Source organism: Kocuria sabuli (assembly GCF_040981185.1).
In the GTDB taxonomy this organism is placed as follows: domain Bacteria; phylum Actinomycetota; class Actinomycetes; order Actinomycetales; family Micrococcaceae; genus Kocuria; species Kocuria sabuli.
The window spans coordinates 24,640-47,439 of record NZ_JAVHZE010000018.1 but is presented as its reverse complement, the minus strand read 5'-3'; the positions used below and the strand labels follow the sequence as shown (position 1 = coordinate 47,439).

Genomic DNA, 22,800 nt, shown 5'->3' with positions numbered 1-22,800 from the left:
CGGGCCGACCAGGTTCTCCCCGAGCGTGACGGCGCTCAGCCGAGGCGGGCGAGCACCTGGTCGGCGCTCACGGCGTCCCCGGGACCCGCCGTCAGCTCCCGGACCGTCCCGGCCCGCGGCGCGGCCACCCGGGACTCCGTCTTCATGGCCTCGAGCACGGCGACGTCCTGGCCCGCGTCCACGGCGTCCCCCTCGGCGACCAGCCACGAGACCAGCGTCCCCGCGAACGGTGCGGTGACGGCGCCGTCGTCGGCCGCGGCCGCAGGGACGGGGGAGGCGTCCCCCGGGGCGACGGAGCCCAGGGCGGCGGCCAGGGCGTCGGGGATCCCGAGGCGCACCCGCTTCCCGTCCACGTCCACGGTGAAGCGGGTGCGCCTCTGCTCGCCCGCGCGGGCGTAGCCGGCGTCCGGGGCGAGCCGATCGGCGAACTCCTCCTCGATCCACGTGGTCCACACCCCGAGCCCGTCGCCGCCGGCGAAGGCGGGGGCGTCCAGCACGGCGCGGTGGAACGGGATCGTGGTGGCCACGCCGTGCACCCGCAGCTCCCGCAGGGCGGTGCGGGCCCGCACGATCGCCTGCTCGCGGGTGGGCGCGCTGACCACGAGCTTGAGCAGCAGCGAGTCGAAGGTCGTGGCCACCCGGCTGCCGCGGTGCACCCCCGAGTCCACGCGCACGCCCGGGCCCGTGGGGGTGTCCACGGCCTCGACCGTCCCGCCGGAGGGCAGGAAGCCGCGGCCGGGGTCTTCGGCGTTGATCCGGAACTCGATGGCGTGCCCGCGCGCGGGCGGGGTCGCGAGCACCGGCAGGGGGTCCCCGGCCGCGACGGCCAGCTGCGCGCGGACCAGGTCCACGCCGTAGACCTCCTCGGTGATCGGGTGCTCCACCTGCAGGCGCGTGTTGACCTCCAGGAACGAGATCAGCCCGTCCTGCGCCACGAGGAACTCGGCGGTGCCCACCCCCACGTAGCCGGCCTCCCGGAAGATGCCCTCGGCGGCGGCGGCGATCCGCTCCCGCTGCTCGTCCGTGAGGAAGGGGGCCGGCGCCTCCTCGACGAGCTTCTGGTGGCGGCGCTGCAGGGAGCAGTCCCGGGTCCCCAGCACGACGACGTTCCCGCGGGTGTCGGCCATGACCTGCGCCTCCACGTGCCGCGGCCGGTCCAGGAAGCGCTCCACGAAGCACTCGCCGCGCCCGAACGCGCCCTGCGCCTCGCGGGCCGCCGAGACGAAGGCGTCCTCGACCTGCTCGAGCTCCCGGACCACGCGCATGCCGCGTCCGCCGCCGCCGTGGGCGGCCTTCACGATCACGGGCAGGCCGTGCTTCTCGGCGAATGCGCGGGCGTCCTCGGGGGACTCCACCGGGCCGTCGCTGCCGGGCACGAGCGGGGCGCCGGCCCGCCGGGCGATCTCCCGGGCGGCGACCTTGTCCCCGAGCAGCACGATCGTCTCCGGGGAGGGGCCGATCCAGGTGAGGCCGGCCTCGATCACCGCCCGGGCGAAGTCGGCGTTCTCGGAGAGGAACCCGTAGCCGGGGTGCACGGCGTCGGCCCCGCACCGCTCGGCGACGGCGAGGACCTTCCCCCCGTCCAGGTAGGTCTCGGCGGCCGAGCTGCCCTCGAGCGCGTAGGCCTCGTCGGCCAGCAGGGCGTGCGGGGCGTCGGCGTCGGGGTCGGCGTAGACGGCGACCGAGGACAGCCCGGCCTCCGCGCAGGCGTGGACGACGCGGACGGCGATCTCGCCGCGGTTGGCGATCAGGATCTTGCGCACGGTGCTACTCCAGAGGGTTCTCGGTGGCGGGCCCGTCTGCCAGGGGCGTGTCGGTGGCGGGCTGGTCGGTGGCGTGCGGCTCGGGCGCCACGGTGTCGGGGCCCCCCGGGGCGGGCGGGGCGAGCTCCGGGGCGGGGGCCCGCTCGAAGCGCAGCCGGGCGCCCGGGGGCAGCTGGGCCAGCACGGCCAGGTCCTGCGGGTGCACCACGCCGATCACGGGGTACCCGCCGGTCGTGGGCGAGTCCTGCAGCAGGACCACGGGCAGGCCCGAGGGCGGGACCTGGACGCAGCCGGGCACCGTGCCCTCGCTGGGGAGCTCGTCCGTGCGGGTGCGCTCCAGGGGCGACCCGTCCAGCCGGGCGCCCACCCGGTCGGACGAGGCGGTCAGCTCCCACTCCTGGGCGAAGAACGATTCCACCGCGGCGGGGGCGAACCAGTCGTCGCGGGGGCCGGGCACCACCCGCACCGCCGGCGCACGGGCCGGCTCGGGCGGGGGCTCGGGCGGCCGGACGGCCGTGCCGGGGGCGGGGCCGACGGGCAGGGCGTCCCCGGCGGCGAGCGGGTCGGGGCCCAGCCCGGCGAGGACGTCGGTGGAGCGGCTGCCCAGCACGGGCGGGACCGCCACGCCGCCGCGCACCGCCACGTAGACGCGCGCGCCGGACTCCGTGGCACCCACGGCCAGCCGTTCGCCGTCCCGCAGGGCGAACGGCGTGCCGGGCACCGGCCACCACGGGGCGGGACCCTCGACCGTGAGGGGTGCCCGGGCGCCGGTGACCGCCAGGACGTGGTCCCCGTGGGCGCTCAGCTCGAGGCGGCCCAGCAGGTTCTCCAGCACGGCCGCCCCCGCGGCGTTGCCGACGAGCCGGTTGGCCGAGGCCGCGGCTCCGGCGTCGAGGGCGCCCGACGGGGAGACGCCCAGTCCGGCCGAGCCGGCGCGCCCCCGGTCCTGGACGAGGGTCTGCAGACCGGGCCGGTCCACGACCAGGTGCGCGCCGCGGACCGGCGCCGGGCCGGCGGTGCGGGGAGCCGCCTCCACGAGCTCGCGCACCGGCCGGTACCGCACGCGGTCCCCCGGGCGCAGCAGCGCGGGGTCGTCCCGGTCGAGGTCGAACATCCGGGCCGCGGTGCGGCCGATCAGCTGCCAGCCGCCGGGGGAGCGCCGGGGGTAGACGGCGGAGAAGCGGCCGGCCAGGGCCACCGACCCCGCCGGGACCGCGGTGCGCGGGGTCTCCCGGCGCGGGACGTCGAGGCCGTCCTCGGCCACGCAGTAGAAGAAGCCCGGGGCGAAGCCCGCGAAGGCCGCGGTCCACTGCTGCCCGGAGTGGGCGCGCACGACCCCGTCCGCGCCCAGGCCCGTGAGCTCGCCGACGGCCTCGAGGTCCTCGCCGTCGTAGACGACGTCGATCGTCACGGTGCGCGCCTCGCCCGTCCCGGCGCCGCCGCGCGGGGCCGCCAGCGCGGTGCGGACGATGTCCCGCAGGGCGGCCGGGGTGCGCGCCTGCACGACCACGGTGCGGGCCCCCGCGACGCAGTCGACGAGCCCGGGCAGCCCGGCCGTGCTCAGCCGGGCGTGCAGGGCCACGGCGTCGTGCAGGTCCGCGCACTCGACCAGGGCCGCGCGGGGGCCCAGGGGACGGACGGTCCGGGTCCCGGCGGGCGCGCTCACAGGAAGCTGCCGACGCGCAGGCCGGCCTCCTCGAGGGCGCCGCGCACGCGCTCGGCGATGGCCAGCGCGCCCGGGGTGTCCCCGTGCACGCAGATGCTCTGCGCGTCCACCGCCACGACCGAGCCGTCGACGGCCTCGACGACGCGCTCCGTGGCCATCCGGACCACGCGCGCGGCGATCCGCCCGGCGTCGTGCAGCACGGCGCCGGGTTCGGAGCGGGGGACGAGGGTGGCCTGCGGCGTGTAGCCGCGGTCGGCGAAGGCCTCGCGGACGGTGCGCAGTCCGGCCGCGCGCGCCTGCCGCTCGATCTCGGAGCCGGGCAGCACCAGGAGGGGCAGCGCCTCGTCGATGTCGCGCACGGCGTCGACGACCGCGCCCGCGTGCTCCTCGTGGTGGACGATCGCGTTGTAGAGGGCGCCGTGCGGCTTGACGTAGCGGACCCCGGTGCCGGAGGCCCGGGCCAGGGCCTCCAGGGCGCCGATCTGGTAGACGAGCTGGTCGGTCAGCTCCGTGCGGGGCACGGCGATGAAGCGGCGGCCGAAGCCCTTGAGGTCGTCGTAGGACACCTGGGCGCCCACGACGACCCCCTGCTCGGCGGCCACGGTGCAGGTGCGGCGGGCGACCGTCGGGTCCCCGGCGTGGAAGCCGCAGGCCACGTTCGCGCTGGTGACCACGCCCAGGACGGCCTCGTCGCCGGCCATGGCCCAGGCGCTGAGCGACTCGCCGCAGTCCGCGTTGAGGTCGATGTCGGAGGGGGGCATGCTGTGCTCCTTGTCACGTCGGTCCCTCCAGCATGCCCCCTCCCCGAAGATTGTTCAACAATATTGCGGAGCGGGGTTCCGCCCGCGGGTCAGCGGTGGCCGAAGCGCCACTGCGTGCGGGAGCGGTACAGCTCCCCGGGGCGCAGCACCGGGTCCGACAGCTCCGGGCGGTTGGGCGAGTCCGGGTGGCGCTGCGGCTCCAGCGCGATGCCGTCGCCCTGCCGGTAGCGCCGCCCGCCCGTGCCGATCGCGACGGCGTCCAGGGAGTTGCCGGTGTACACCTGCAGCGCCGGCTGGTCCGTGTGCAGCTCCATCCACCGTCCGCTCGCCGGGTCCTCCACGCGCGCGGCCCGGCGCAGGCCCGCGCCCCGCAGGTGGAAGGAGTGGTCGACGCCCCGCACCGCGGCCACCTGGGGGTGGGCCGCCCGCACCCGGTCGCCGAGGACGGCCGGGGCGGTGAAGTCGAACGGCGTGCCCGCGACCTCGGCCGGCCCGCCGAGGGGCAGGGAGCCGGGGCCGACGGGGAGGTAGCGGTCGGCCTCGACGGTGAGCAGGTGGTCGTCGACCGTCCCGGAGCCCTCGCCGGCCAGGTTGAAATAGGCGTGGCTGGCCGGGCCCACGACGGTCGGGGCGTCCGTGCGGGCCTCGAGGTCGAGGACCACGCCGTCGTCCGCCACGGCGTAGCTCGCGCGCAGGGTCAGCTCCCCGGGGAAGCCCTGGTCCCCGTCCGGGCTGACGAGCTCGAGGACGAGCGCGTCCGCCCGGGCCTCCAGCACCTGCCAGGTCCGGCGGTGGAACCCGTCCGGGCCCCCGTGCAGGGTGTTGCCGCCCTCGTTGGCCCCCAGCTCCACGACCTCGCCGTCGAGCCGGAAGCGGGCGCCGCCGATCCGGTTGGCGTAGCGCCCGACCACGGCGCCCATGAAGGTGTCCGCGTGCTCCGCGTAGCCGCCGGCGTCCGGGAAGCCCAGGGCCACGTTGGTCGTGCTCCCGGCGGGGCCGGGCACGTGCAGGCTCTGCACCGTGGCGCCGAGATCCAGCACGCACAGGCTCAGCCCGCTCGGGGCGGTCAGGGTGTGGGCGGTGACGGCCCTGCCGTCGGGCAGCGTGCCGAACGTCTGCGGGGTGGTGGGGGTGTCGCGGGTCACGGGGTCCTCCGGGAGCTGGGCGGGGCGGTGCTGGCGGACGCGCCGATCATAGCCTCCGGGGGTCCTCCCCGGGCCGCCGGACGCGCTGCTGCGCGGTCAGGACCAGTCGGTGGTCCGGTCGCGCAGCTGCCGGTATTCCTCCAGGACCGCGGGCGTCGCGTCCGCCGTGTGCTCCTGCATCCCGGGCAGCGCCCAGGCCGGGGGCTCGCCGGCGCCGGAGAGCGCCCAGGCGGCCTGCCGCGCCGCGCCGAGGGCCACGTACTCCCCGGGGGCGGGCACGAGCACGGGCCGGCCGAGCACGGCGGGGGCCAGCCGGCGCACGGCCTCGGACCGCGCCCCGCCGCCGATCAGGAAGATCCGCTCCGCGGAGACCCCCGTGGCGCGCTCGAGGGCGTCCACGCCGTCGGCCAGGGAGCAGAGCAGGCCCTCCACGCAGGCCCGTGCGACGTCCTCGCGGGTCGTGGCCGAGGACATCCCGTGCAGGGTGGCCCGGGCCTCGGGGCGGTCGGGGGTGCGCTCGCCGTCGAGGTAGGGCAGCAGCGTGACGCCGCCCGCCCCGGGGCCGGCGGCCAGGGCCAGGGCGGAGAGCCCGGCGTGGTCGACCCCGAGGACCCGGGCCCCGAACTCGAGGATCCGCGCGGCGTTGAGCGTCGTGGCCATGGGCAGGTACCGGCCGGTGGCGTCGGCGAAGCCGGTCACCAGCCCGCTGGGGTCGGCGGTGCGGGTGTCCGAGACCATGGCCGCGACCCCGGAGGTGCCGATGGACAGGGAGACGTCCCCCGGGCCGAGCGTGACGCCCAGGGCGGCGGCCATGTTGTCCCCCGTGCCCGCCGCGAGCTGCACCCCGCCGGGTGTGCGGCCCAGCACGGCCCGGGGGTGCGGCGCGACCTCGGGCAGCTCGACGTCGTGGCCGAGGGCGCGGCGGGCGAGGTCGTGGTTCCAGCTCTCCGTGCGGGTGGAGAAGTAGCCGGTGCCCGAGGCGTCGCCGCGGTCGGTGAAGAACGTCCCCTTGTCCGCGGCGAGGTGCCAGGAGAGGTAGTCGTGGGGCAGCAGCACCCGGTGGGTCTGGGCGGCGTGCTCCGGCTCGTGCTCGGCCATCCAGCGCAGCTTGGTGGAGGTCATGGAGGCGACGAGCACGCTGCCCAGCTCCTCGGCGCACGCCGCGGGACCGCCCAGCTCCTCGACGAGCTGACGGGCCTGCGGCGCCGAGCGGGTGTCGTTCCACAGCAGGGCGTCGCGCACCACGGCGTCGTGCTCGTCGAGGGCCACCATCCCGTGCTGCTGGCCGCCGACGGCCACGGCGGCGGCCGCCTCGAGGAAGGGTCCGGCGGCGTCGTCGAGCGCGGCGAGCCAGGCCCGCGGGTCCACCTCGGTGCCGGCGGGGTGGGGCGCCCGGCGCTGCCCGAGCACCTCGCCGCTGCCGGCGTCGACCAGGAGCGCCTTGGTGGACTGGGTCGAGGAGTCGATGCCCAGGACGGTGGTGCGTGCCATGAGGAACCTCCGGGGGAGGGAGCGGGTGCGGGGCAGGACGGCGGCCGGGCCGCCGGAGGGGGCCGGCCCGGCGCAGGGGGGATGTGCGCCGGGCCGGCCGGGGACGGGTGCGGCCCCCGGGGCGGGGGCCGCACCCGGGTGCGTCAGCCGCGGGCGCCCATGAGGTGCTCGACGGCGAGCTGGTGCAGGCGCACGAATCCGTAGTTGCGCTCCGAGGGGCCGGTGAGATCGAGGTCCTCGTAGGAGCTGCGGTCGGCCAGGAACGAGGAGAGGTCCTCGCCCTCCGCGAGCGTCGGCTCCGCGAGCTCGAGGATCCCGGACTGCGCCATGGCCTCCTGGACCTCCTGGTCCTGGCGGAACGCGACGGCGCGCTGCTTCAGGAGCAGGTACATCTGCATGTTCGCGGCCGCCGAGTCCCAGACGCCGTCGAGGTGCTCGGTGCGCGAGGGCTTGTAGTCGAAGTGGCGGGCCCCCTGGTAGGCGCCCGGCTTCGACGGGAAGCCGTTCTCCAGCAGGTCGACCGTGAAGAAGGCGCTGATCAGGTTGCCGTGGCCGAAGACCAGGTCCTGGTCGTACATCGGCCCGTTCTGGCCGTTGAGGTCGATGTGGAACAGCTTGCCGCACCACAGCGCCTCGGCGAGCCCGTGGGTGTAGTTGAGGGTCGCCATCTGCTCGTGGCCCGTCTCCGGGTTCACGCCCACGACGTCGCCGTTGTCCAGCCGGTCGATGAACGCGAGCGCGTGCCCGATGGTGGGCAGGAAGATGTTGCCGCGGGGCTCGTTCGGCTTCGGCTCGATGCCGATCCGCAGGTCGTAGCCCTGGGACTTGATGTAGCCGGCCACGGTGTCGACGCCCTCCGCGTAGCGGTCCAGGGCGGCGTAGAGGTCCTTGGAGGAGTCGTACTCGGTGCCCTCGCGCCCGCCCCACATCACGAAGGTGGTGGCGCCGAGCTCGGCGGCGAGGTCGACGTTGCGCAGCACCTTGCGCAGGCCGTAGCGGCGGACCCGCCGGTCGTTGGAGGTGAACGCGCCGTCCTTGAAGACGGGCTCGGCGAAGGTGTCGGTGGTGACCATCTCGCAGACCATGCCGGTCTCGTCGATCGTCCGCTTCAGCCGCCCGACGAGCTTCTCGCGCTCGGCCTCGGAGGCGTCGAAGGGGATGAGGTCGTTGTCGTGGAAGGTGAAGCCCCAGGCGCCGAGCTCCGCGAGCCGGCGCACGGACTCGAGCGGGTCCAGGTCCGGGCGGGAGGCCGTGCCGAACTGGTCGCGCGCCGCCCAGCCGACGGTCCACAGGCCGAAGGAAAACTTGTCCTCGGGCGACGGCGCCACGGAGGACGCGAGAGAGGTCGCGGGTGAGGTGAGGGACATGGCAGGTCCTTTCCCAGATAGGTTAGTTACCGTTACTTACTATAGGTCGTGGGATACCGTGGGGAAAGACCGGTGGCCGTTTTTCTTTCCCGCCGGAGGGCCGCGCGCCTGCCCGGGCCCGGTCCCGTCAGCGTCGAAGGAGAGCCGTCCGTGCAGTCGAGCCACCTGCGGGAGCACAACCTCTCCACCGTCCTGCGCGCGGTCGCCGGTGCCGGGGCACCCCTCTCGCGCGCCGCGCTCGCCAAGGGCACGGGCCTCACCAAGCCCACCGTCTCCAAGCTCGTGCAGGAGCTGCTCGACGCCGGCCTGCTGGTCGAGGGGCAGCAGACGGCAGTGCGGTCCTCGGGGCGGCCGATGATCCCGCTGAGCATCGCCCGGGGCAGCGTGCTGGGCGTCGGGCTCGAGATCGCCGCGGACCACCTGGCCTGCCTCGTCACCGACCTCGGGGGCCGGGTGCTCCACGAGGACACCCGGTTCGGGGCGTACGCCGGGGCGTCCGTGGACGAGGTGGCCGCCGCGCTGTCCGGACTGCTCGACGACGCCCTGTCCCCCCGCCCGGACGTGCCCGTGGCCGGCATCTGCGTCTCGGTCCCCGGCCGGCTCGCCCCGGACCGGGGCACCGTGCTCTCCGCGCCGAACCTGGCCTGGGAGCACGTCCCGCTGGTCGAGCGGCTCCGGCGGCTGCCGCCCTTCCGGGGCCCCGCGCTGACGGCCGGCAACGACAGCATGCTCGCCGCGCGCACCGAGGTCCTGCACCGGCCCGGGGAGTCCTTCCTCTTCCTGCACGGCGAGACCGGCATCGGGGGCGCCGTGGTCCTGGACGGGCGGATCCACCGGGGCGAGCACGGCTGGGCCGGGGAGCTCGGGCACCTCACGATCACCCCCGGCGGGGAGCTGTGCCGGTGCGGGCGGCGGGGCTGCCTCGAGGCCTACGTCAGCTACCACGCGCTGCGGGCGCGGACGGGACTGCCGGAGGACGTCCGGATCGAGGACCTCGTGGCGGCCACGGCCGAGCGGCTGCGGAGCCGGGACGCGGTCATGGAGATGATCGGGCGCCCCCTCGGGGTGGTGCTCGCGAACTCGATGAACGTCCTGGACCTCTCGACGGTCGTGCTCTCGGGGTACTTCGCCCCCATCGCGGCGGAGCTGGAGCCCGTGCTGCGGGAGGTCGTCGAGGCGCACGCGCTGACCGCGGAGGTGGGACCGATCGAGATCCAGCGCTCGGCGGCGGACGCCCACCCGGCGCTCAGCGGCGCGGCCGCCACGGCCCTCGAACCGATCCTGGCCTCCCCGGCCCGGTGGATCGACCGGCGCTGAGCCGACCGCGCACGACGACGGGCCCGCTCCTGGGGAACGGGCCCGTCGTCGTGCCGGTCCGGCCGGGTCAGCGGAAGGCGGGGTGGTGCTTCCACTTCGCCTCGCCGCCCGGGTGCGCCCGGACCAGGGTCTCCTGCAGGGCGTCGTAGGCGGGCTTGCGCTCGTAGTCGCCCTCCATGGTCAGGGCGTCACCGTGGCCGGGGAAGGTGTTGGGCACCCAGGAGTGCTCGTCGAGCACGCCCCACACGGTGAAGGAGTTGCAGTCCTCCACGGCCAGGCAGGCCTCGAGGGCCATGCGGTACCAGTCGGCCTGCTTCCGGCGCAGCTCCTCGGTCATCCGGTCGTCCTCGTCGACCGGTCCGCGGACGTCGATCTCGGTGACGGCCGTCTCCAGGCCGAGGTCGTCGAAGCGCTGGAGGTTCTGCTGCATGCGCCCGTCGAAGCCGTACTGCAGGCCCAGGTGGGTCTGCATGCCGAAGCCGTGGACGGGAACACCCTGCGCGAGCAGGTCCTGGATCAGCGCGTAGTAGGCGTCGGACTTCGCGTTGGGGCCCTCGACGTTGTAGTCGTTGAAGAAGAGCTTGGCGTTCGGGTCGGCCTCGTGGGCCCAGCGGAAGACGTCGGCGATGATCTCCGGGCCCAGCTCGCGCAGCCAGATGTTGTCCTGAGTGCGCAGGTTCCCGCTGTCGTCGAAGATCTCGTTGGCGACCTCCCACTGCTGGATCCGCCCCTCGTAGTGGCCGACCACCGTGTGGACGTGGTCCTTGAGGACGGCGCGCAGCTCCTCCGGGGTGTGGTCCCCGTTCTCCAGCCAGTCCGGGTTCTGGCTGTGCCAGAACAGCGTGTGGCCGCGCACGACCTGCCCGTTGGCCTCGGCGAAGTCGACGATGGCGTCGGCGGGACCGAACTCGTACACGCCCTCCTCGGGGTGGATGAACTCCCACTTCATCTGGTTCTCCGGGGTCAGGGAGCTGAACTCCCGCGCCAGGACCGACCGGTACTCGGGGTCGGAGGGGAAGGGCTCCGGGTAGTCGGCGGTGGTGTGGTGGCCTCCGCCGGCCACGGCGCTGCCGATGTAGAAGTCCTTGGGGGTGTTCCAGCGCAGGGTGTCCTGCTTGGCCAGGCCGGGCGGCCGGGTCTCGGGGGCGGCGGTCGCGGCCTGGGGGACCGCGGTGAGGCACAGGACGGCGACGGCGCTCGCCGCGCCGATCCGCAGGACGGGGATTCGTCGGCTCATCTCGGGGTTTCCTTTCTCGGGGGGTGTCCCGGAGGACGTCTCGGGGGGCACTGCGGGGGTTCTCACGGGGAGGGTGGGACCGGGCGCGGGCCGCCGCGCGGCCCGCGCCCGGGGCTCAGGAGGGGTCGGCGGCGAGGGCGCGGTCGACGACCTCGACGTCGACGGGGGTCGTGAGGACGCGCTCGACGTCCTCCACGTCGCGCACCGCGCCGGTGACCGTGAACCGGTCCTCCAGGGGGAGGTCCTCGCTGGAGGGTCCGGCGCGCAGGACGAACTCGCCCGGCTCGACGATCCGGCGCATGGCCCGGCCCGTGAACGAGGTGCGGTCGGCGTGGAGGGAGAAGACCACACGGGCGCTCTGCCCGGCCTCCAGAGCGACCTTGGCGAAGCCGACGAGCATCTTGACCGGCCGGACGACCTGGGCGACGGGGTCGCTCAGGTAGAGCTGGACGACCTCCTGGCCCGACCGGTCGGAGGTGTTGGTCACGGTGACGGCGACGTCCACGGTGCCGTCGGTGCCGATCTCCGCCGCGGACAGCTCGAGCGCGTCGTAGGAGAAGGACGAGTACCCGATGCCGTGGCCGAACGGGTACAGCGGCCGGGGATCGAGGTTGGACACGCCCTCCGCCCAGCCGCCCAGGGCCGGTGTGAGGTAGGTCCCCGGCTGGCCGCCGACGTGCCGGGGGATCCCCACGGGCAGCCGCCCGGACGGGTTCACCCGCCCGGAGAGCACCCCGGCGAGGGCGTGCCCGCCCTCCTCGCCCGGCATGAAGGCCTGCACGACGGCGGCGCAGCGCTCGTCGAACGCGCCGAGGCTGTAGGGGCGCCCCGTCACGAGCACGAGGACCACCGGGGTGCCCGTGGCGAGCACCGCCTCCACGAGCTCGGCCTGCCGCCCGGGCAGGGACAGGTCCACCACGTCGCAGCCCTCCCCGGAGGTGCCCGTGCCGAACAGCCCCGCGAGGTCGCCCACGGTCACGACCGCGAGGTCGGCGTCCTCGGCCGCGGCCACGGCCTCGGCGATGCCGCTGGTGTCCGGGTCGGTGAAGTCGACCCCACGGGCGTGGCTGAACACGGTCTCCCCGTCCGCGAACTCCTCGGCGAGGGCGTCGACGATCGAGGTGATCTCGATGCCGGTGCCGGACTCGCCGAACCGGGACAGGACGTGGTTCGTGAAGCTGTAGCAGCCGAGGAACGAGCGGGGCTGGTCGGCGCTGGGGCCGATGACCGCGACCTTCCGGGCGGCGTGGCGGGGCAGCGGCAGGACGCCCTCGTTCTTCAGCAGCACGACGGACTCCTCGGCCATGCGCCGGGCGAGCCGGCGGTTCTCGGCGGAGTCGAGGTCGACGGCACCGCCGGCGGTGCCGGGGTCGAAGCCCGCGTCCAGCAGGCCGAGCTCGACCTTCTGGGTCAGCACGCGGCGCACCGCGTGGTCGAGCAGCGATTCCTCGAGCTCGCCGTCCCGCACCGCCGCGGCGAGGTCCGCGAAGCAGCTGGTCTCGGGCAGCTCGACGTCCATCCCGGCCGACAGCGACTGGACACCGGCGTCGCGGGGGTCTGCCGCGACGTGGTGCATGGACTCGAGGAAGCTCACGGCCCAGTAGTCGGAGACGACCGTGCCCTCGAAGCCCCACGTCTCCCGCAGGAGCGTGGTGAGCAGCTCGGGGTCGGCGACGGGCGGGACGCCGTCGACGTCCGCGTAGGAGTTCATCACCGCGCCGACCTCGCCGAGCTTGACGGCCATCTCGAAGGGCACGAGGACGACGTCCCGGAACTCCCGCGGCCCGATCGAGACGGGGGCGTGGTTGCGTCCGGCGCGGGAGGTCGAGTAGCCGGCGAAGTGCTTCAGAGTGGCGATCACGCCGGCCTCCTGCAGCCCGCGGACGTACTCGGTGGTCAGGGTGCCCACGAGGTAGGGGTCCTCGCCGACGGTCTCCTCGACGCGGCCCCACCGGTAGTCGCGCACGACGTCGAGCACGGGGGACAGGCCGAGGTGAACGCCCACGCCCTTCATGTCCGTCCCGATGTGCCGGGCCATGGTGCGGACCAGCTCGGGGTCGAAGGCGGCCCCCCAGGCGATCGCGGCCGGGTAGCAGGTGGCCCCGAGGGTCGTGAACCCGGTGAGGCACTCCTCATGGGCGATGGCCGGGATCCCGAGCCGGGAGGTCGCCACCACCTGGCGCTGCAGGGTGCGCAGGTGCTCCACCCCGTCCGCCGCGGAGATCGGCGCGCTGCCGAAGGCCCGGGTGATGTGGCCCAGCCCGTGGGCGATCGCGGCCTCGAAGCTCGAGCGGTCGTCGGCGAAGGCGGACTCCATGGGGGCCGCGCCGCCGGTGGCCTCCTCCGGGTCCGGGCGCAGCCAGTAGCTGCCGAGCTGGCCGGCCTTCTCCTCGAGGGTCAGCTCCTGCAGCAGGGCGTCGACGCGTTCGGCGACGGGGCGGGCAGGGTCGTTCCACGGTGCTGTCATGGAGGTGTTCCTTCTGGTCGGTGGGCGCGTCACTTGCCGAAGCCGGCGGTGAGCCCGGCCACGAGGTGGCGGCGCCCGAAGATGTAGAGGACGAGGATCGGCAGCGCCGACAGGACGACGGCGGCCAGGACGGCGGGGATGTCCGCCTGGAACTCCCCCTGGTAGGTCCACAGGGACAGGGGCAGCGTGCGCTTCTGGGAGCTCTGGGTGAGGATCAGCGGGAACAGGAAGTTGTTCCAGCTGTTCAGGGCGTTGTAGACGCCCACGGTGGTGATGGCGGGCACGCTCAGCGGCAGGACGAGCCGGAGGAAGACCTTCCAGTCGCCCGCGCCGTCGAGGGTCATGGACTCGTAGAGCTCGTTGGGGATGTCCCGCATGAAGTTGGTCAGGATCAGGACCGTGATCGGGATCCCCGAGGCGATGCCGGGCAGGACCAGGGCGGTCAGGGTGTCGTAGAGGCCCAGCTGGACGATGATCAGGTAGATCGGGATGATCGTCGCCTGGATGGGGATGGCGATGCCCAGCAGGAACAGCTGGTTCGAGAACACGGCCAGCCCGGTCCTGCTGCGCACGATCACGTACGAGGCGAGCAGGGACAGGAACACGATCCCCGCGACCGTGAACACGACCACCACCACGCTGTTCAGGAAGTACTGGGCGAACTGGTTCTCCAGGACCGTGACGTACGGCGCCAGCGTCGGGGACGAGGGCACCAGCGGGTTCGTGGAGTAGTAGTCATCGCGGGGCTTCAGGCTCGTGATGGCCATGTAGTAGATCGGGATGATGATCGCGGCCAGCCACAGCCACCCGCCGACGGCCGCCGGGACGTTCGGGACGCCCCGGCGGCGCGAACGGGAGCGGCGCGCGCCCACGGGACGGGTGCTCTCAGGAGGTGTGCTCTCGGGACGGGTGTCCGCGAGTCGTGTGCTCATGGGACTACGCACCTTCCGCCTGGCTCTCCATCTTGTCGGCACCGGTGAGCCGTTGCAGGCCGAGGGCGAGCGTGAGCCCCACGGCGACGAGGATGACCGCCAGGACACTGGCCTCGCCCATCTGGTTGCTGCGGAATCCGGTCAGGTACATGTCCAGGGGCAGGATCCGGGTCGCTGTCCCCGGCCCGCCCCCGGTGAGGCTGAAGACGAGGTCGAAGTAGGTCAGGGAGCCGACCAGCATCAGCGTCGAGGACGTCACGATCGTGTACTTCAGCTGCGGCAGCGTGATCGAGAAGAACTTGCGCACGGTGCCGGCGCCGTCGATCGTGGCGGCCTCGTACATGCTCTGCGGGATCTGCCGGACCCCTGCCTGGTAGAGCAGCGAGTGGAACGGGATGAAGGACCACGAGATGACGAACACGACGACGTAGAACGCCAGGTTCGGATCACCCAGCCAGTCCTGGCTGAGCAGCGCCGCGTCGAACGCCCTCGAGAGCCCGAAGTTCGGGTCGAGCAGGGCCCTGAAGGCGATGCCGACCGCCGCTGCGGAGAAGAGCATCGGCAGGAAGTACAGGACGGAGAGGAACTCCCGGTACCGCTGGCGGCCGGCCATGAACACGCCGAGCAGGAGGCTCAGCGGGAACTGCACGGCGTAGCTCAGCAGGGTGAGCTTGACGGTCAGCCACATCGCCTGGCGCGAGACCGGGTTCTCGAGCACCGACACCCAGTTCTCGCCCCCCGCCCACTGCGGCGTGCCCAGCCCGTCCCACTGCATGAAGGACAGCACCAGCACCCCCAGCAGCGGGCCGATCGAGAAGATCCCGAAGAAGACCAGGGCAGGGGCCAGCAACCAGTTGCTGGGGCCGGCTCCCGCCCGGCGCGTCCGCCTCGACGGCGTGCGCTTCAGCATCACAGCGTGCCGTTCATCGCGGTCTGGAACTGCTCGGGGGTCATCTCGCCGGCGAAGACCTGGCTGAGGTTGGTCAGCAGGGCCTGTCCCTGGTCGGCCGGCAGCGCCTGGTCCCACGAGAGCTGGAAGTGGGGCGCGTCCTGGACCATCGAGTAGGCGAAGTCGAGGTACTCCGGGTGCTCGGTGTCGGCGATCTTCTCCTCCACGCCGTCCACGGCGGGAATCAGGCCGGCGTCGAAGAGCGTGTCGACGGCCGTCCCGTCGAGGTTCATCTCGTTGAGGTACTCGAAGGCCGTGGCCTGCTCCTCCTCGCTCGCATCCGCGGAGACCGCCCAGAAGTTCGCCGGGTTGCCCACGATGTTCTGCGGGTCGCCCTGGCCGCCCTCGATCTCCGGGAAGGTGGTGTAGCCCAGGTTCCCCTCGGCGGTCCACTCGGGGGCGTCGGTGAGGAAGCTGGAGTAGACCCAGCTGCCGTGCAGCATCATGGCCGCCTGGTCGGTGTGCAGGAGGGCGACGTCGGCGCCCGCGTCGGCCACCACCGAGCCGTAGGTGTCGCCGAAGCCGCCGGCCTCGACGAGCTCCTGGATCTTCTCCAGGGCCTCGGTGATCGCGGGGTCGGACCAGGCGTTCTCCTCGCCGTCCACGACGGCCTGGAAGACCTCGGGGCCGCCGATCCGGTCGGTGAGGTACTGGATCCACATCAGGTACGGCCACTGGCTGGAGCCGGCCACGGAGATCGGCGTGATGCCCTCGGCCTCGAAGGCCTCCACCGCGGCCAGCATCTCCTCCCAGGTGGTGGGGACCTCCACCCCGGCCTGCTCGAAGAGCTTGGTGTTGTAGTACAGGACCACCGGCTGGGTGTTGTTGTTCGGCACGGCGTACAGCTTCCCGTCCACCTTGCCGGTCTCCAGGACGGAGTCGAGCGCGCGCTCCTCCATCTCCGGGATCCTGCCGGTGAGGTCCACCACGTTGCCGTTCTCGACGTAGCTCTCGAGATTGTCCCCGCCCCAGTTGTAGACGAGGGTCGGGGCGTTGCCGGAGCCCACGCTGGTGCGGATCTTCTCCTTGAACGCGTCGTTGGCGAAGTACTCCGCGTCGACGGGATTCTCGGGATTGTTCTCGTTCCACTCCTGGAAGGAGGTGCGGAAGGTCTCCTCGGCGCCGCCGGTGAGGGTCCAGGCGGTGGCGCCGCCGGCCTGGCCCGGCTGCGCGCCGCCGCCGCACCCGGTCAGGGCCAGGGCCGCGGCACCGACGAGCGCGGCCCGCGACAGCGACCGGCGGGAGAAGGGTGTCCACGGGGCAGGGGCGGTGCGGCGGGTGCGGGCGGTGGTCATGGCGTTCTCCTCAGCGTTGAGTGATACCTTGCGCCTACGAAACTTTTCGTATAGCGTTTCGTTGCGAGAAGACTAAGTGGCGTGTTTCACACCCGTCAACCCCCAGGTGTGAGCGGCGCCACTGTGGTCGACGCAACGAAACGTTTCGTGCCGCCCCGGCGGTGCCCGTGTCGCCCGAGGAGACCGGCCTGATGAAGAGAACCACGTTGAGCGAGGTCGCCGCGCAGGCGGGCGTGTCCAAGGGCACCGTCTCGAAGGTGCTCAACGGGCGCCCCGACGTCGGGGAGGACACCCGGGAGAAGGTCCGGGCCGCGGCCGCGGTGCTCGGCTACACGGCTTCCGCGGCGCGGCGGCCCCGGACGGCCATCGTGCTCGTGTTCGACACCCTGGAGAGCAACTACTCGCTGCAGGTCATGGCCGGTGCCGTGGACGCCTGCGGCCGCGCCGACGCCGACCTGCTGCTCAACACCCTGCCCGCCCTCGAGCAGGGCGACCTCCCACCCTTCTCCGACGAGTGGTTCGCCCACTGCGGCCGGAAGGGGGAGACCGCGGTCGTCGCCGTGACCACGCCGCTGACCGCGGAGCAGGTCGCGGCCGCGGCCCACGCGCAGGTCCCGCTGGTGGCCATCGACCCCGTCAACAGCCTGCCCTCCACGGTGCCCAGCATCGGCTCCACCAACTGGGCCGGCGGCTACGCGGCGACCGCCCACCTGGCGGAGCTCGGGCACCGCCGGATCGGCCACCTCAGCGGCGCCGGCGGGTCGGTCCCGGCGCGCGAGCGCCTGGCCGGGTACCGCAGCGCCCTCGAGAGCGCGGACCTTCCGCACGACCCGGAGCTCGTGGCGGGGGGCGGGTTCAGCTACGAGGCGGGCTTCGCCGCGGCCCAGCAGCTGCTCGAGCTCGAGGACCCGCCCACCGCCCTGTTCGCGGCCTCCGACGAGGCCGCCCTGGGGGCGTTCGAGGCCGCGCGGCAGGCGTCCCGGCGAGTGCCCGAGGACCTGAGCGTCGTGGGCTTCGACGACACGCTGATCGCCCGCTGGGCCTCGCCGAAGCTGACCACGGTGCGCCAGCCCCTGCACGCCATGGGGGAGATGGCGGTCGAGCAGGCGGTCACCCTGCTGGCCGGCGGATCACGCCGCACCCATCCCCTCCAGCTGCAGACCTCGCTGGTGGAGCGCTCCTCGACCGCGCCGCCCCGGCACGGCGGCGCCTCCGCCGAGGGCGTGGCGCCGTGAGCGCGCAGGGGTTTCCCGCGGCTGTCCTGTGGGACTTCGACGGCACGCTCATGGACACCGAGCCGCTGTGGCTGGAGCTCGAGCGCGAGGAGCTCGAGGCGCTCGGCGGCACGTGGAGCCCCGCGCTCGCGGACGAGCTCGTCGGGACCACCATGGCGGCCACTGCGGGGATCCTGCTCCGCCACGCCGGCCGCCCGGACGCCACCGCGGAGGCGGTCGAGGAGGTCGCCGGCCGGCTCGAGCGCGCCATGCACGGGCACCTCGGTGGGGGAGCGGTCCGGTGGCAGCCGGGCGCCGAACGGCTGCTCGAGGAGCTCGGGAGCGCCGGCGTGCCGTCGGCGCTCGTCTCCTCCTCGCCCGCCTCGCTGCTCCACGCCGCCGTGCGCGCCCTGCCCGCCGGCGTCTTCTCGGCGGTGGTCGCGGGCGACCACGGGCACCGGCCCAAGCCGCACGCGGCTCCCTACCTGGCGGCGTGCGCGCAGCTGGGCGTGGCGGCCGCGGACTGCGTCGTCGTCGAGGACTCGCCCACGGGGGTCGCCGCGGGCACCGCGGCCGGGGCGTGGGTCGTCGCGGTCCGAGGCGTCATACCCGTGGAACACGCGCCCCGGCGCCTCGTCGTGGATAGCCTGGAGACCATCGATCTCCCGCTCCTGCGGCGCCTGCCGCGCACCGGCCCCGTCCCGCAACCCGGACACCGCCCACCACGTCGATCGGAACAGACATGAGCGACACGCAGCGGATCCTCGCCATCACCGCGTGCCCCACCGGCATCGCGCACACCTTCATGGCCGCCGAGAACCTGGGACAGGCCGCGCAGCGGCTCGGCCACGAGATCAAGGTGGAGACCCACGGCTCGATCGGCGTCGAGAACGCCCTCACCGCGGAGGACATCGACCGGGCCGCCGCGGTGGTCGTCGCCGCCGACAAGCAGGTGGACCTCACCCGCTTTGCCGGCAAACGGGTGGTCACCGCCCCCGTGGCCGACGGGATCCGCCGGCCCGAGGAACTCATCCGCGAGGCGCTGGCCGCGACGCCCAGGGCCGAGGCGCCGCGCCAGGAGGCGCGGGACGACGCCCGCCCCGGTGTCGGCACGACCGTCTACAAGGCGCTCATGAACGGCGTCTCGCACATGATCCCGTTCGTGGTGGCAGGTGGCCTGCTCCTGGCCGTCTCGCTGTCCCTCGGCGGTACCCCCACCCCCGAGGGCCTGGTCATCCCGGAGGACAGCTTCTGGTACGTCATCAGTCAGGTCGGGGCTCTCGCGTTCACGCTGATGGTTCCCGTCCTGTCCGGCTACATCGCCTACGCGATCGCCGACCGGCCCGGGCTCGCCCCCGGGATGATCGGGGGGTTCATCGCCAACACCGGAGCGCTGTACGGGTCCGACTCCGGCGCCGGGTTCATCGGTGCGATCGTCACGGGCTTCCTGGCCGGCTACGTGGCGCTGGCGATCAAGAAGATCCCTGTGCACCGCTACATCGCCCCGATCTGGCCCATCATCGTCATTCCGGTGCTGACCACCCTGGTGGTCGCGCTGCTGTTCGTCTACGTCCTCGGCGCCCCGATCGCCGGAGCATTCGCCGCCCTCACGGCGTTCCTCGCCGGGCTCGAGGGCGGCAGCGTGATCCTGCTCGGTGCCGTTCTCGGTGCGATGATCGCGTTCGACATGGGCGGGCCCGTCAACAAGACCGCGTTCCTGTTCGGGGGCGGGCTCATCGCGGCCGGCAACGCCGCACCGATGGGCATGGTCGCCGCGGCCATCGCCGTCCCGCCCCTGGGCATGGGGCTGGCCACGCTCCTGCGACGTCGCTACTTCACCGTCCAGGAGCGCGAGTCCGGGATCGCAGCCCTGTTCATGGGCTTCTTCGGCATCACGGAGGGCGCCATCCCCTTCGCCGCCGCCCGCCCGCTGCAGGTCATCCCCGCCAACATGCTCGGCGGGACGGTCGCCGGCGCCGTCGCCGCGGTGCTGGCCGTCGAGGACAACGTCATGCACGGCGGCCCGATCGTCGCCGTCCTGGGGGCCGTCGAGAACGTCGCCGGGTTCTTCGCGGCCATCGTCGTCGGCCTGGTCGTGACCGCGCTGACGGCCCTGTTCCTGCTCGGGCTGAGCGCGCGCCGGAACGGGGGCGAGGGTGCCGCGGCGGACCACGGCGAGAGCACCGGGACCGAGGGCGACCGGATCGGCGCGGGGGAGCGCGAGCCCGTGGCGGTCGGTGCGGCGGGAGGCTCCACCGCCGCCGCGGCGGCGTCCCCCGCACCTGCCGCCCCGCCGGCTCCCGCACCGTCCGGTCCTGCGGCCGGGGCCCGTTCCGAGGAGCGCAGCACCGGCTCCGTCCTCGACTACCTGAGCGAGGACACCGTACTGCTCGACGTCGACGGCGCGCGCCGGGACGACGTCGTCCGCCGGCTCGTCGAGCTCGGTGCCGCCACGGGACAGGTGCGGGACGTGGACGCCGTCGTCGCCGCCGCCCTGGCCCGGGAGGGGCAGGGCACCACCGGGGTGGGGCAGGGCATCGCGATCCCGCACGCCAAGTCCGCCGAGGTCGCGGCGCCCCTGGTGGCCTTCGCCCGCAGCACCGAGGGGGTGCAGTGGGAGTCCATGGACGGCGAACCCGTCCACCTGGTCTTCCTCATCGCGGTGCCGCAGGAGCAGGCGGGGGACGAGCACCTGAGGATCCTGGCCACCCTGTCCCGGGCGCTGACGAGGACCGAGTTCCGGAACTCCCTGCTCGAGGCGCGCAGCAGGTCCGAGGTGATCCGGGTCCTGGAGGACCGGCTGGGCTGAGCGCTCACCGCTCCCGGACGAAGCGGTCCCTGCCGGCCTGCCAGCCGAACACCGCGGCGAGCGTGCCGACGACGGCGAACATGACGCCCGCCGCGGCGAAACCCCCGGTCCAGTGCAGCAGCTGCCCCACCAGGAGGGTGCCGGAGGAGCCCAGCCCGTAGCCCACGCCCTGCATCATCCCGGACAGCCGCACGGCCATGTGGCTGCTGCGCGTGCGCAGGGCGATCATCGTCAGCGCCACGGCGGTCAGGGCGCCCTGGCCCAGCCCCAGCAGCCCGGTCCAGACCCAGATGAGCTCGGTGGGGCCGAAGATCGAGAGCACGAACCCGCCGCCGGCCATCAGCGCCACCACGGCGTTGAGCACCCGCTGGTCGGCCAGGCGCACCGCCAGGACGGGGGCGAACAGGGAGCCCGTCATCTGCAGCAGGATGGACACGGCCACGATGAGCCCCGCGGTGGCCCCGTCGATCCCGCGGTCGCGCAGGATCGGGGCGAGCCAGGCGAAGACGCTGAAGGACATCATCGCCTGGAAGACCATGAACAGCGTGATCTGCCAGGCCACCGGCGACCGCCAGGGGCTGTCCCCGCCCGGGGCCGGCGGCCGGGACCCGGCGGCGCGGCGACGGAGGGCCACCGGCACGAGCAGCACGACCACCAGCGCGGCGGGTGCGGCCCAGACCGCCAGGGCCGCCCGCCACGACCCGCTCGCCTGGAACGCCGGGTAGGTCAGGCCCGCGCCGAGGGCGGCGGAGGCACAGATCGCCGTGGTGTAGAGCCCGCTCATCAGCCCGAGGCGGTGGGCGAAGTCCCGCTTCACGATCGAGGGCAGCAGCACGTTGCCCAGGGCGATCGCCGCCCCGCACGCGATCGTGCCCGCCAGCAGCAGCGGCACGGCGCCGGCTCCCGGCAGGGGCAGCCCGCGGATCAGCAGCCCGGCGGTGAGCAGGGCCATGGCCCCCAGCAGGACGTTCTCCGGCCCGAACCGGTGGGCCAGCCGGGGGGCGAGGGGGGCGAAGACCCCCAGCAGCGTCACCGGGACGGTGGTCAGCACGGTCACCGACCACCCGGGCAGCCCGGCGGCGGCGGTGATCTCCGGCAGGATCGCGGAGAAGCTGGAGAAGACCGTGCGCAGGTTCAGCCCCACCAGGACCACGCACACCCCCAGGTAGACCAGCGCGCGACGGGACGTCGGGGCGGGGGGCGGCACGGCGGGCGGGGTCGGCACGGGTCGGTCTCCTCGGGCGTCGGGGCTCACCCCGGCGCCACGCGCGGCCCGGGCCGGGTCCCAGGGTACGTCGAAGGAGGTCTGACCTCACGCGTCGTCCGGTGTCGACACGGCCCGGCGCGCCCGCCGCCGGCGGAGCCGCACCGCCGTCGTCAGTGTCGTCGTCAGTGCAGGAGCAGGCTGATGAGGAGGATGGCCGGGAAGGACAGGAACGAGCTGATGAAGATGATGTCCCGTGCGGCGTTGGCCGGCATGCGGAACTGGGACGAGAACAGGAACACGTTCTGCGCCGTGGGGAGCGCCGCCATGACGACGACCCCCAGCAGCTCGGTGCCGTCCAGGCCGAAGCCGAACCGCCCGATCCCCCACGCCGCGGCCGGCATCACCGTGAGCTTGATCAGTGTCCCGCCGATCACGTCCGGGACGAGCGCGCGGTTCCGGAACGGCCGCTGACCGTGCAGGCTCATCCCGAACAGCAGCAGCAGCATCGGGATGGACGCCTCGCCGAGCATCTCCAGGGGGATCCACAGGACCTCCGGCACCTGCACGCCGGTGGCCGAGAGCATCGCGCCTCCGGCAGTGCCGATCGTCACCGGATTGGCCACCGATCTGACGACTGTGCGCAGAGTTGAGGCGCCCTCCCGCTCGGAGGCCGATGTCCCGGTCGCTGTCGCCGCCCCCGGTCCGGATCGCCGGGAGGGGCGAGTGGCCCAGGAGAACACCAGCAGGTACAGCGGGGCGATCACGAGCAGCTGGGCCAGCAGGACGGAGACCACCGGTGCGGCGCTGCCCACGGCGTACAGGGCGATGGGCAGCCCGATGTTGCCGGCGTTGACGTAGGAAGAAGCCATGGCACCCACGGCTGTACGGGCGGCCCCGCGGCGCAGGAGCACTCCGCTGAGCAGGGCGAAGAACGCCCCCGCCACCGCGGCGGTGGCGAGGGCGATGGGGGTGTAGATCCCGAGCACGGCGCCGAGGTCGGTGCGCGCGACGAGCACCAGCATCAGCGCCGGGTTGGTGATGTAGTAGATGACGGGGGTGAGGCCCGCACGCATGGTGCGGGCCTCACCGGGCAGCAGCGCGGCGGTGGCGAAACCGGTGGCCGTGAGCACGGCCACCACACCGAAGCCCAGCAGCACCCCCGTCATCCGGTCGTCGCCCT

The 22,800-nt window shown here is 73.8% G+C and carries 17 protein-coding genes; 4 read left to right on the top strand and 13 right to left on the bottom strand.

Annotated elements, in window-relative coordinates; genetic code table 11:
• Positions 1-35: 35 nt before the first annotated feature.
• The 6 genes from RE027_RS14885 to xylA form a co-directional block, all read right to left on the bottom strand.
• Positions 36-1,763, bottom strand: coding sequence for an acetyl/propionyl/methylcrotonyl-CoA carboxylase subunit alpha (locus tag RE027_RS14885; protein WP_368809057.1), 1,728 nt, complete (start codon positions 1,761-1,763; stop codon positions 36-38).
• 4 nt (positions 1,764-1,767) lie between these two features.
• The gene (locus tag RE027_RS14880) at positions 1,768-3,429 is read right to left on the bottom strand and encodes a 5-oxoprolinase subunit B/C family protein (RefSeq protein WP_368809056.1); all 1,662 of its coding nucleotides are present in this window, start codon (positions 3,427-3,429) and stop codon (positions 1,768-1,770) included.
• Positions 3,426-4,190, bottom strand: coding sequence for a LamB/YcsF family protein (locus tag RE027_RS14875; RefSeq protein WP_368809055.1), 765 nt, complete (start codon positions 4,188-4,190; stop codon positions 3,426-3,428). The genes RE027_RS14880 and RE027_RS14875 overlap by 4 nt, the downstream gene beginning before the upstream one ends.
• Before the next feature lie 89 nt (positions 4,191-4,279).
• Positions 4,280-5,335, bottom strand: a complete 1,056-nt coding sequence (locus RE027_RS14870; RefSeq protein WP_368809054.1) for an aldose epimerase family protein — start codon at positions 5,333-5,335, stop codon at positions 4,280-4,282.
• 96 nt (positions 5,336-5,431) lie between these two features.
• Entirely contained in the window at positions 5,432-6,826 is a 1,395-nt protein-coding gene (xylB, locus tag RE027_RS14865) for a xylulokinase (RefSeq protein WP_368809053.1), read from the bottom strand.
• Positions 6,827-6,969: 143 nt separating this feature from the next.
• Entirely contained in the window at positions 6,970-8,193 is a 1,224-nt protein-coding gene (xylA, locus tag RE027_RS14860) for a xylose isomerase (RefSeq protein ID WP_368809052.1), read from the bottom strand.
• Positions 8,194-8,343: 150 nt separating this feature from the next.
• Here xylA and RE027_RS14855 point away from each other — a divergent pair, with 150 nt between their 5' ends.
• A complete protein-coding gene (locus RE027_RS14855) occupies positions 8,344-9,510 on the top strand; it encodes an ROK family transcriptional regulator (RefSeq protein ID WP_368809051.1) in 1,167 nt (388 codons plus the stop codon).
• Between the two features lie 67 nt (positions 9,511-9,577).
• Here the strand turns inward: RE027_RS14855 and RE027_RS14850 are convergent, their stop codons facing one another.
• From RE027_RS14850 to RE027_RS14830, 5 genes are all read right to left on the bottom strand, one after another.
• Positions 9,578-10,747, bottom strand: a complete 1,170-nt coding sequence (locus RE027_RS14850; RefSeq protein WP_368809050.1) for an endo-1,4-beta-xylanase — start codon at positions 10,745-10,747, stop codon at positions 9,578-9,580.
• Between the two features lie 115 nt (positions 10,748-10,862).
• Positions 10,863-13,214 (bottom strand): glycoside hydrolase family 3 N-terminal domain-containing protein, encoded by a 2,352-nt coding sequence (locus RE027_RS14845; RefSeq protein ID WP_368809049.1) that lies wholly within the window; start codon positions 13,212-13,214, stop codon positions 10,863-10,865.
• Between the two features lie 29 nt (positions 13,215-13,243).
• The gene (locus RE027_RS14840) at positions 13,244-14,146 is read right to left on the bottom strand and encodes a carbohydrate ABC transporter permease (protein WP_368809048.1); all 903 of its coding nucleotides are present in this window, start codon (positions 14,144-14,146) and stop codon (positions 13,244-13,246) included.
• 4 nt (positions 14,147-14,150) lie between these two features.
• A complete protein-coding gene (locus RE027_RS14835; protein WP_368809047.1) occupies positions 14,151-15,056 on the bottom strand; it encodes a carbohydrate ABC transporter permease in 906 nt (301 codons plus the stop codon).
• Positions 15,056-16,390, bottom strand: a complete 1,335-nt coding sequence (locus tag RE027_RS14830; RefSeq protein ID WP_368809046.1) for an extracellular solute-binding protein — start codon at positions 16,388-16,390, stop codon at positions 15,056-15,058. The genes RE027_RS14835 and RE027_RS14830 overlap by 1 nt, the downstream gene beginning before the upstream one ends.
• Positions 16,391-16,581: 191 nt before the next feature.
• On the opposite strand from RE027_RS14830, the gene RE027_RS14825 reads away from it, so the two are divergent.
• Genes RE027_RS14825 through RE027_RS14815 form a run of 3 tightly spaced genes read left to right on the top strand, consistent with a single transcriptional unit; the run spans position 16,582 to position 20,413 of the window.
• A complete protein-coding gene (locus RE027_RS14825) occupies positions 16,582-17,625 on the top strand; it encodes a LacI family DNA-binding transcriptional regulator (RefSeq protein ID WP_368809045.1) in 1,044 nt (347 codons plus the stop codon).
• Positions 17,622-18,350, top strand: a complete 729-nt coding sequence (locus RE027_RS14820) for an HAD family hydrolase (protein ID WP_368809044.1) — start codon at positions 17,622-17,624, stop codon at positions 18,348-18,350. Before RE027_RS14825 ends, RE027_RS14820 begins: the two co-directional genes overlap by 4 nt.
• Positions 18,347-20,413, top strand: coding sequence for a fructose-specific PTS transporter subunit EIIC (locus RE027_RS14815; RefSeq protein ID WP_368809043.1), 2,067 nt, complete (start codon positions 18,347-18,349; stop codon positions 20,411-20,413). Before RE027_RS14820 ends, RE027_RS14815 begins: the two co-directional genes overlap by 4 nt.
• A gap of 4 nt (positions 20,414-20,417) precedes the next feature.
• On the opposite strand, the gene RE027_RS14810 is transcribed toward RE027_RS14815, so the two are convergent.
• Both RE027_RS14810 and RE027_RS14805 read right to left on the bottom strand, forming a co-directional pair.
• Positions 20,418-21,638, bottom strand: a complete 1,221-nt coding sequence (locus tag RE027_RS14810) for an MFS transporter (protein WP_368809042.1) — start codon at positions 21,636-21,638, stop codon at positions 20,418-20,420.
• Positions 21,639-21,802: 164 nt separating this feature from the next.
• The gene (locus tag RE027_RS14805; protein WP_368809041.1) at positions 21,803-22,786 is read right to left on the bottom strand and encodes an AEC family transporter; all 984 of its coding nucleotides are present in this window, start codon (positions 22,784-22,786) and stop codon (positions 21,803-21,805) included.
• Positions 22,787-22,800 lie beyond the last annotated feature (14 nt).

Coding starts and splice junctions, on each gene's coding strand:
- RE027_RS14875 (WP_368809055.1), bottom strand. CDS start 4,190: ATGCCCCCCTCCGACATCGACCTCAACGCGGACTGCGGCGAGTCGCTC.
- xylB (WP_368809053.1), bottom strand. CDS start 6,826: ATGGCACGCACCACCGTCCTGGGCATCGACTCCTCGACCCAGTCCACC.
- xylA (WP_368809052.1), bottom strand. CDS start 8,193: ATGTCCCTCACCTCACCCGCGACCTCTCTCGCGTCCTCCGTGGCGCCG.
- RE027_RS14850 (WP_368809050.1), bottom strand. CDS start 10,747: ATGAGCCGACGAATCCCCGTCCTGCGGATCGGCGCGGCGAGCGCCGTC.
- RE027_RS14845 (WP_368809049.1), bottom strand. CDS start 13,214: ATGACAGCACCGTGGAACGACCCTGCCCGCCCCGTCGCCGAACGCGTC.
- RE027_RS14840 (WP_368809048.1), bottom strand. CDS start 14,146: ATGAGCACACGACTCGCGGACACCCGTCCCGAGAGCACACCTCCTGAG.
- RE027_RS14835 (WP_368809047.1), bottom strand. CDS start 15,056: ATGCTGAAGCGCACGCCGTCGAGGCGGACGCGCCGGGCGGGAGCCGGC.
- RE027_RS14830 (WP_368809046.1), bottom strand. CDS start 16,390: ATGACCACCGCCCGCACCCGCCGCACCGCCCCTGCCCCGTGGACACCC.
- RE027_RS14825 (WP_368809045.1), top strand. CDS start 16,582: ATGAAGAGAACCACGTTGAGCGAGGTCGCCGCGCAGGCGGGCGTGTCC.
- RE027_RS14815 (WP_368809043.1), top strand. CDS start 18,347: ATGAGCGACACGCAGCGGATCCTCGCCATCACCGCGTGCCCCACCGGC.
- RE027_RS14805 (WP_368809041.1), bottom strand. CDS start 22,786: ATGACGGGGGTGCTGCTGGGCTTCGGTGTGGTGGCCGTGCTCACGGCC.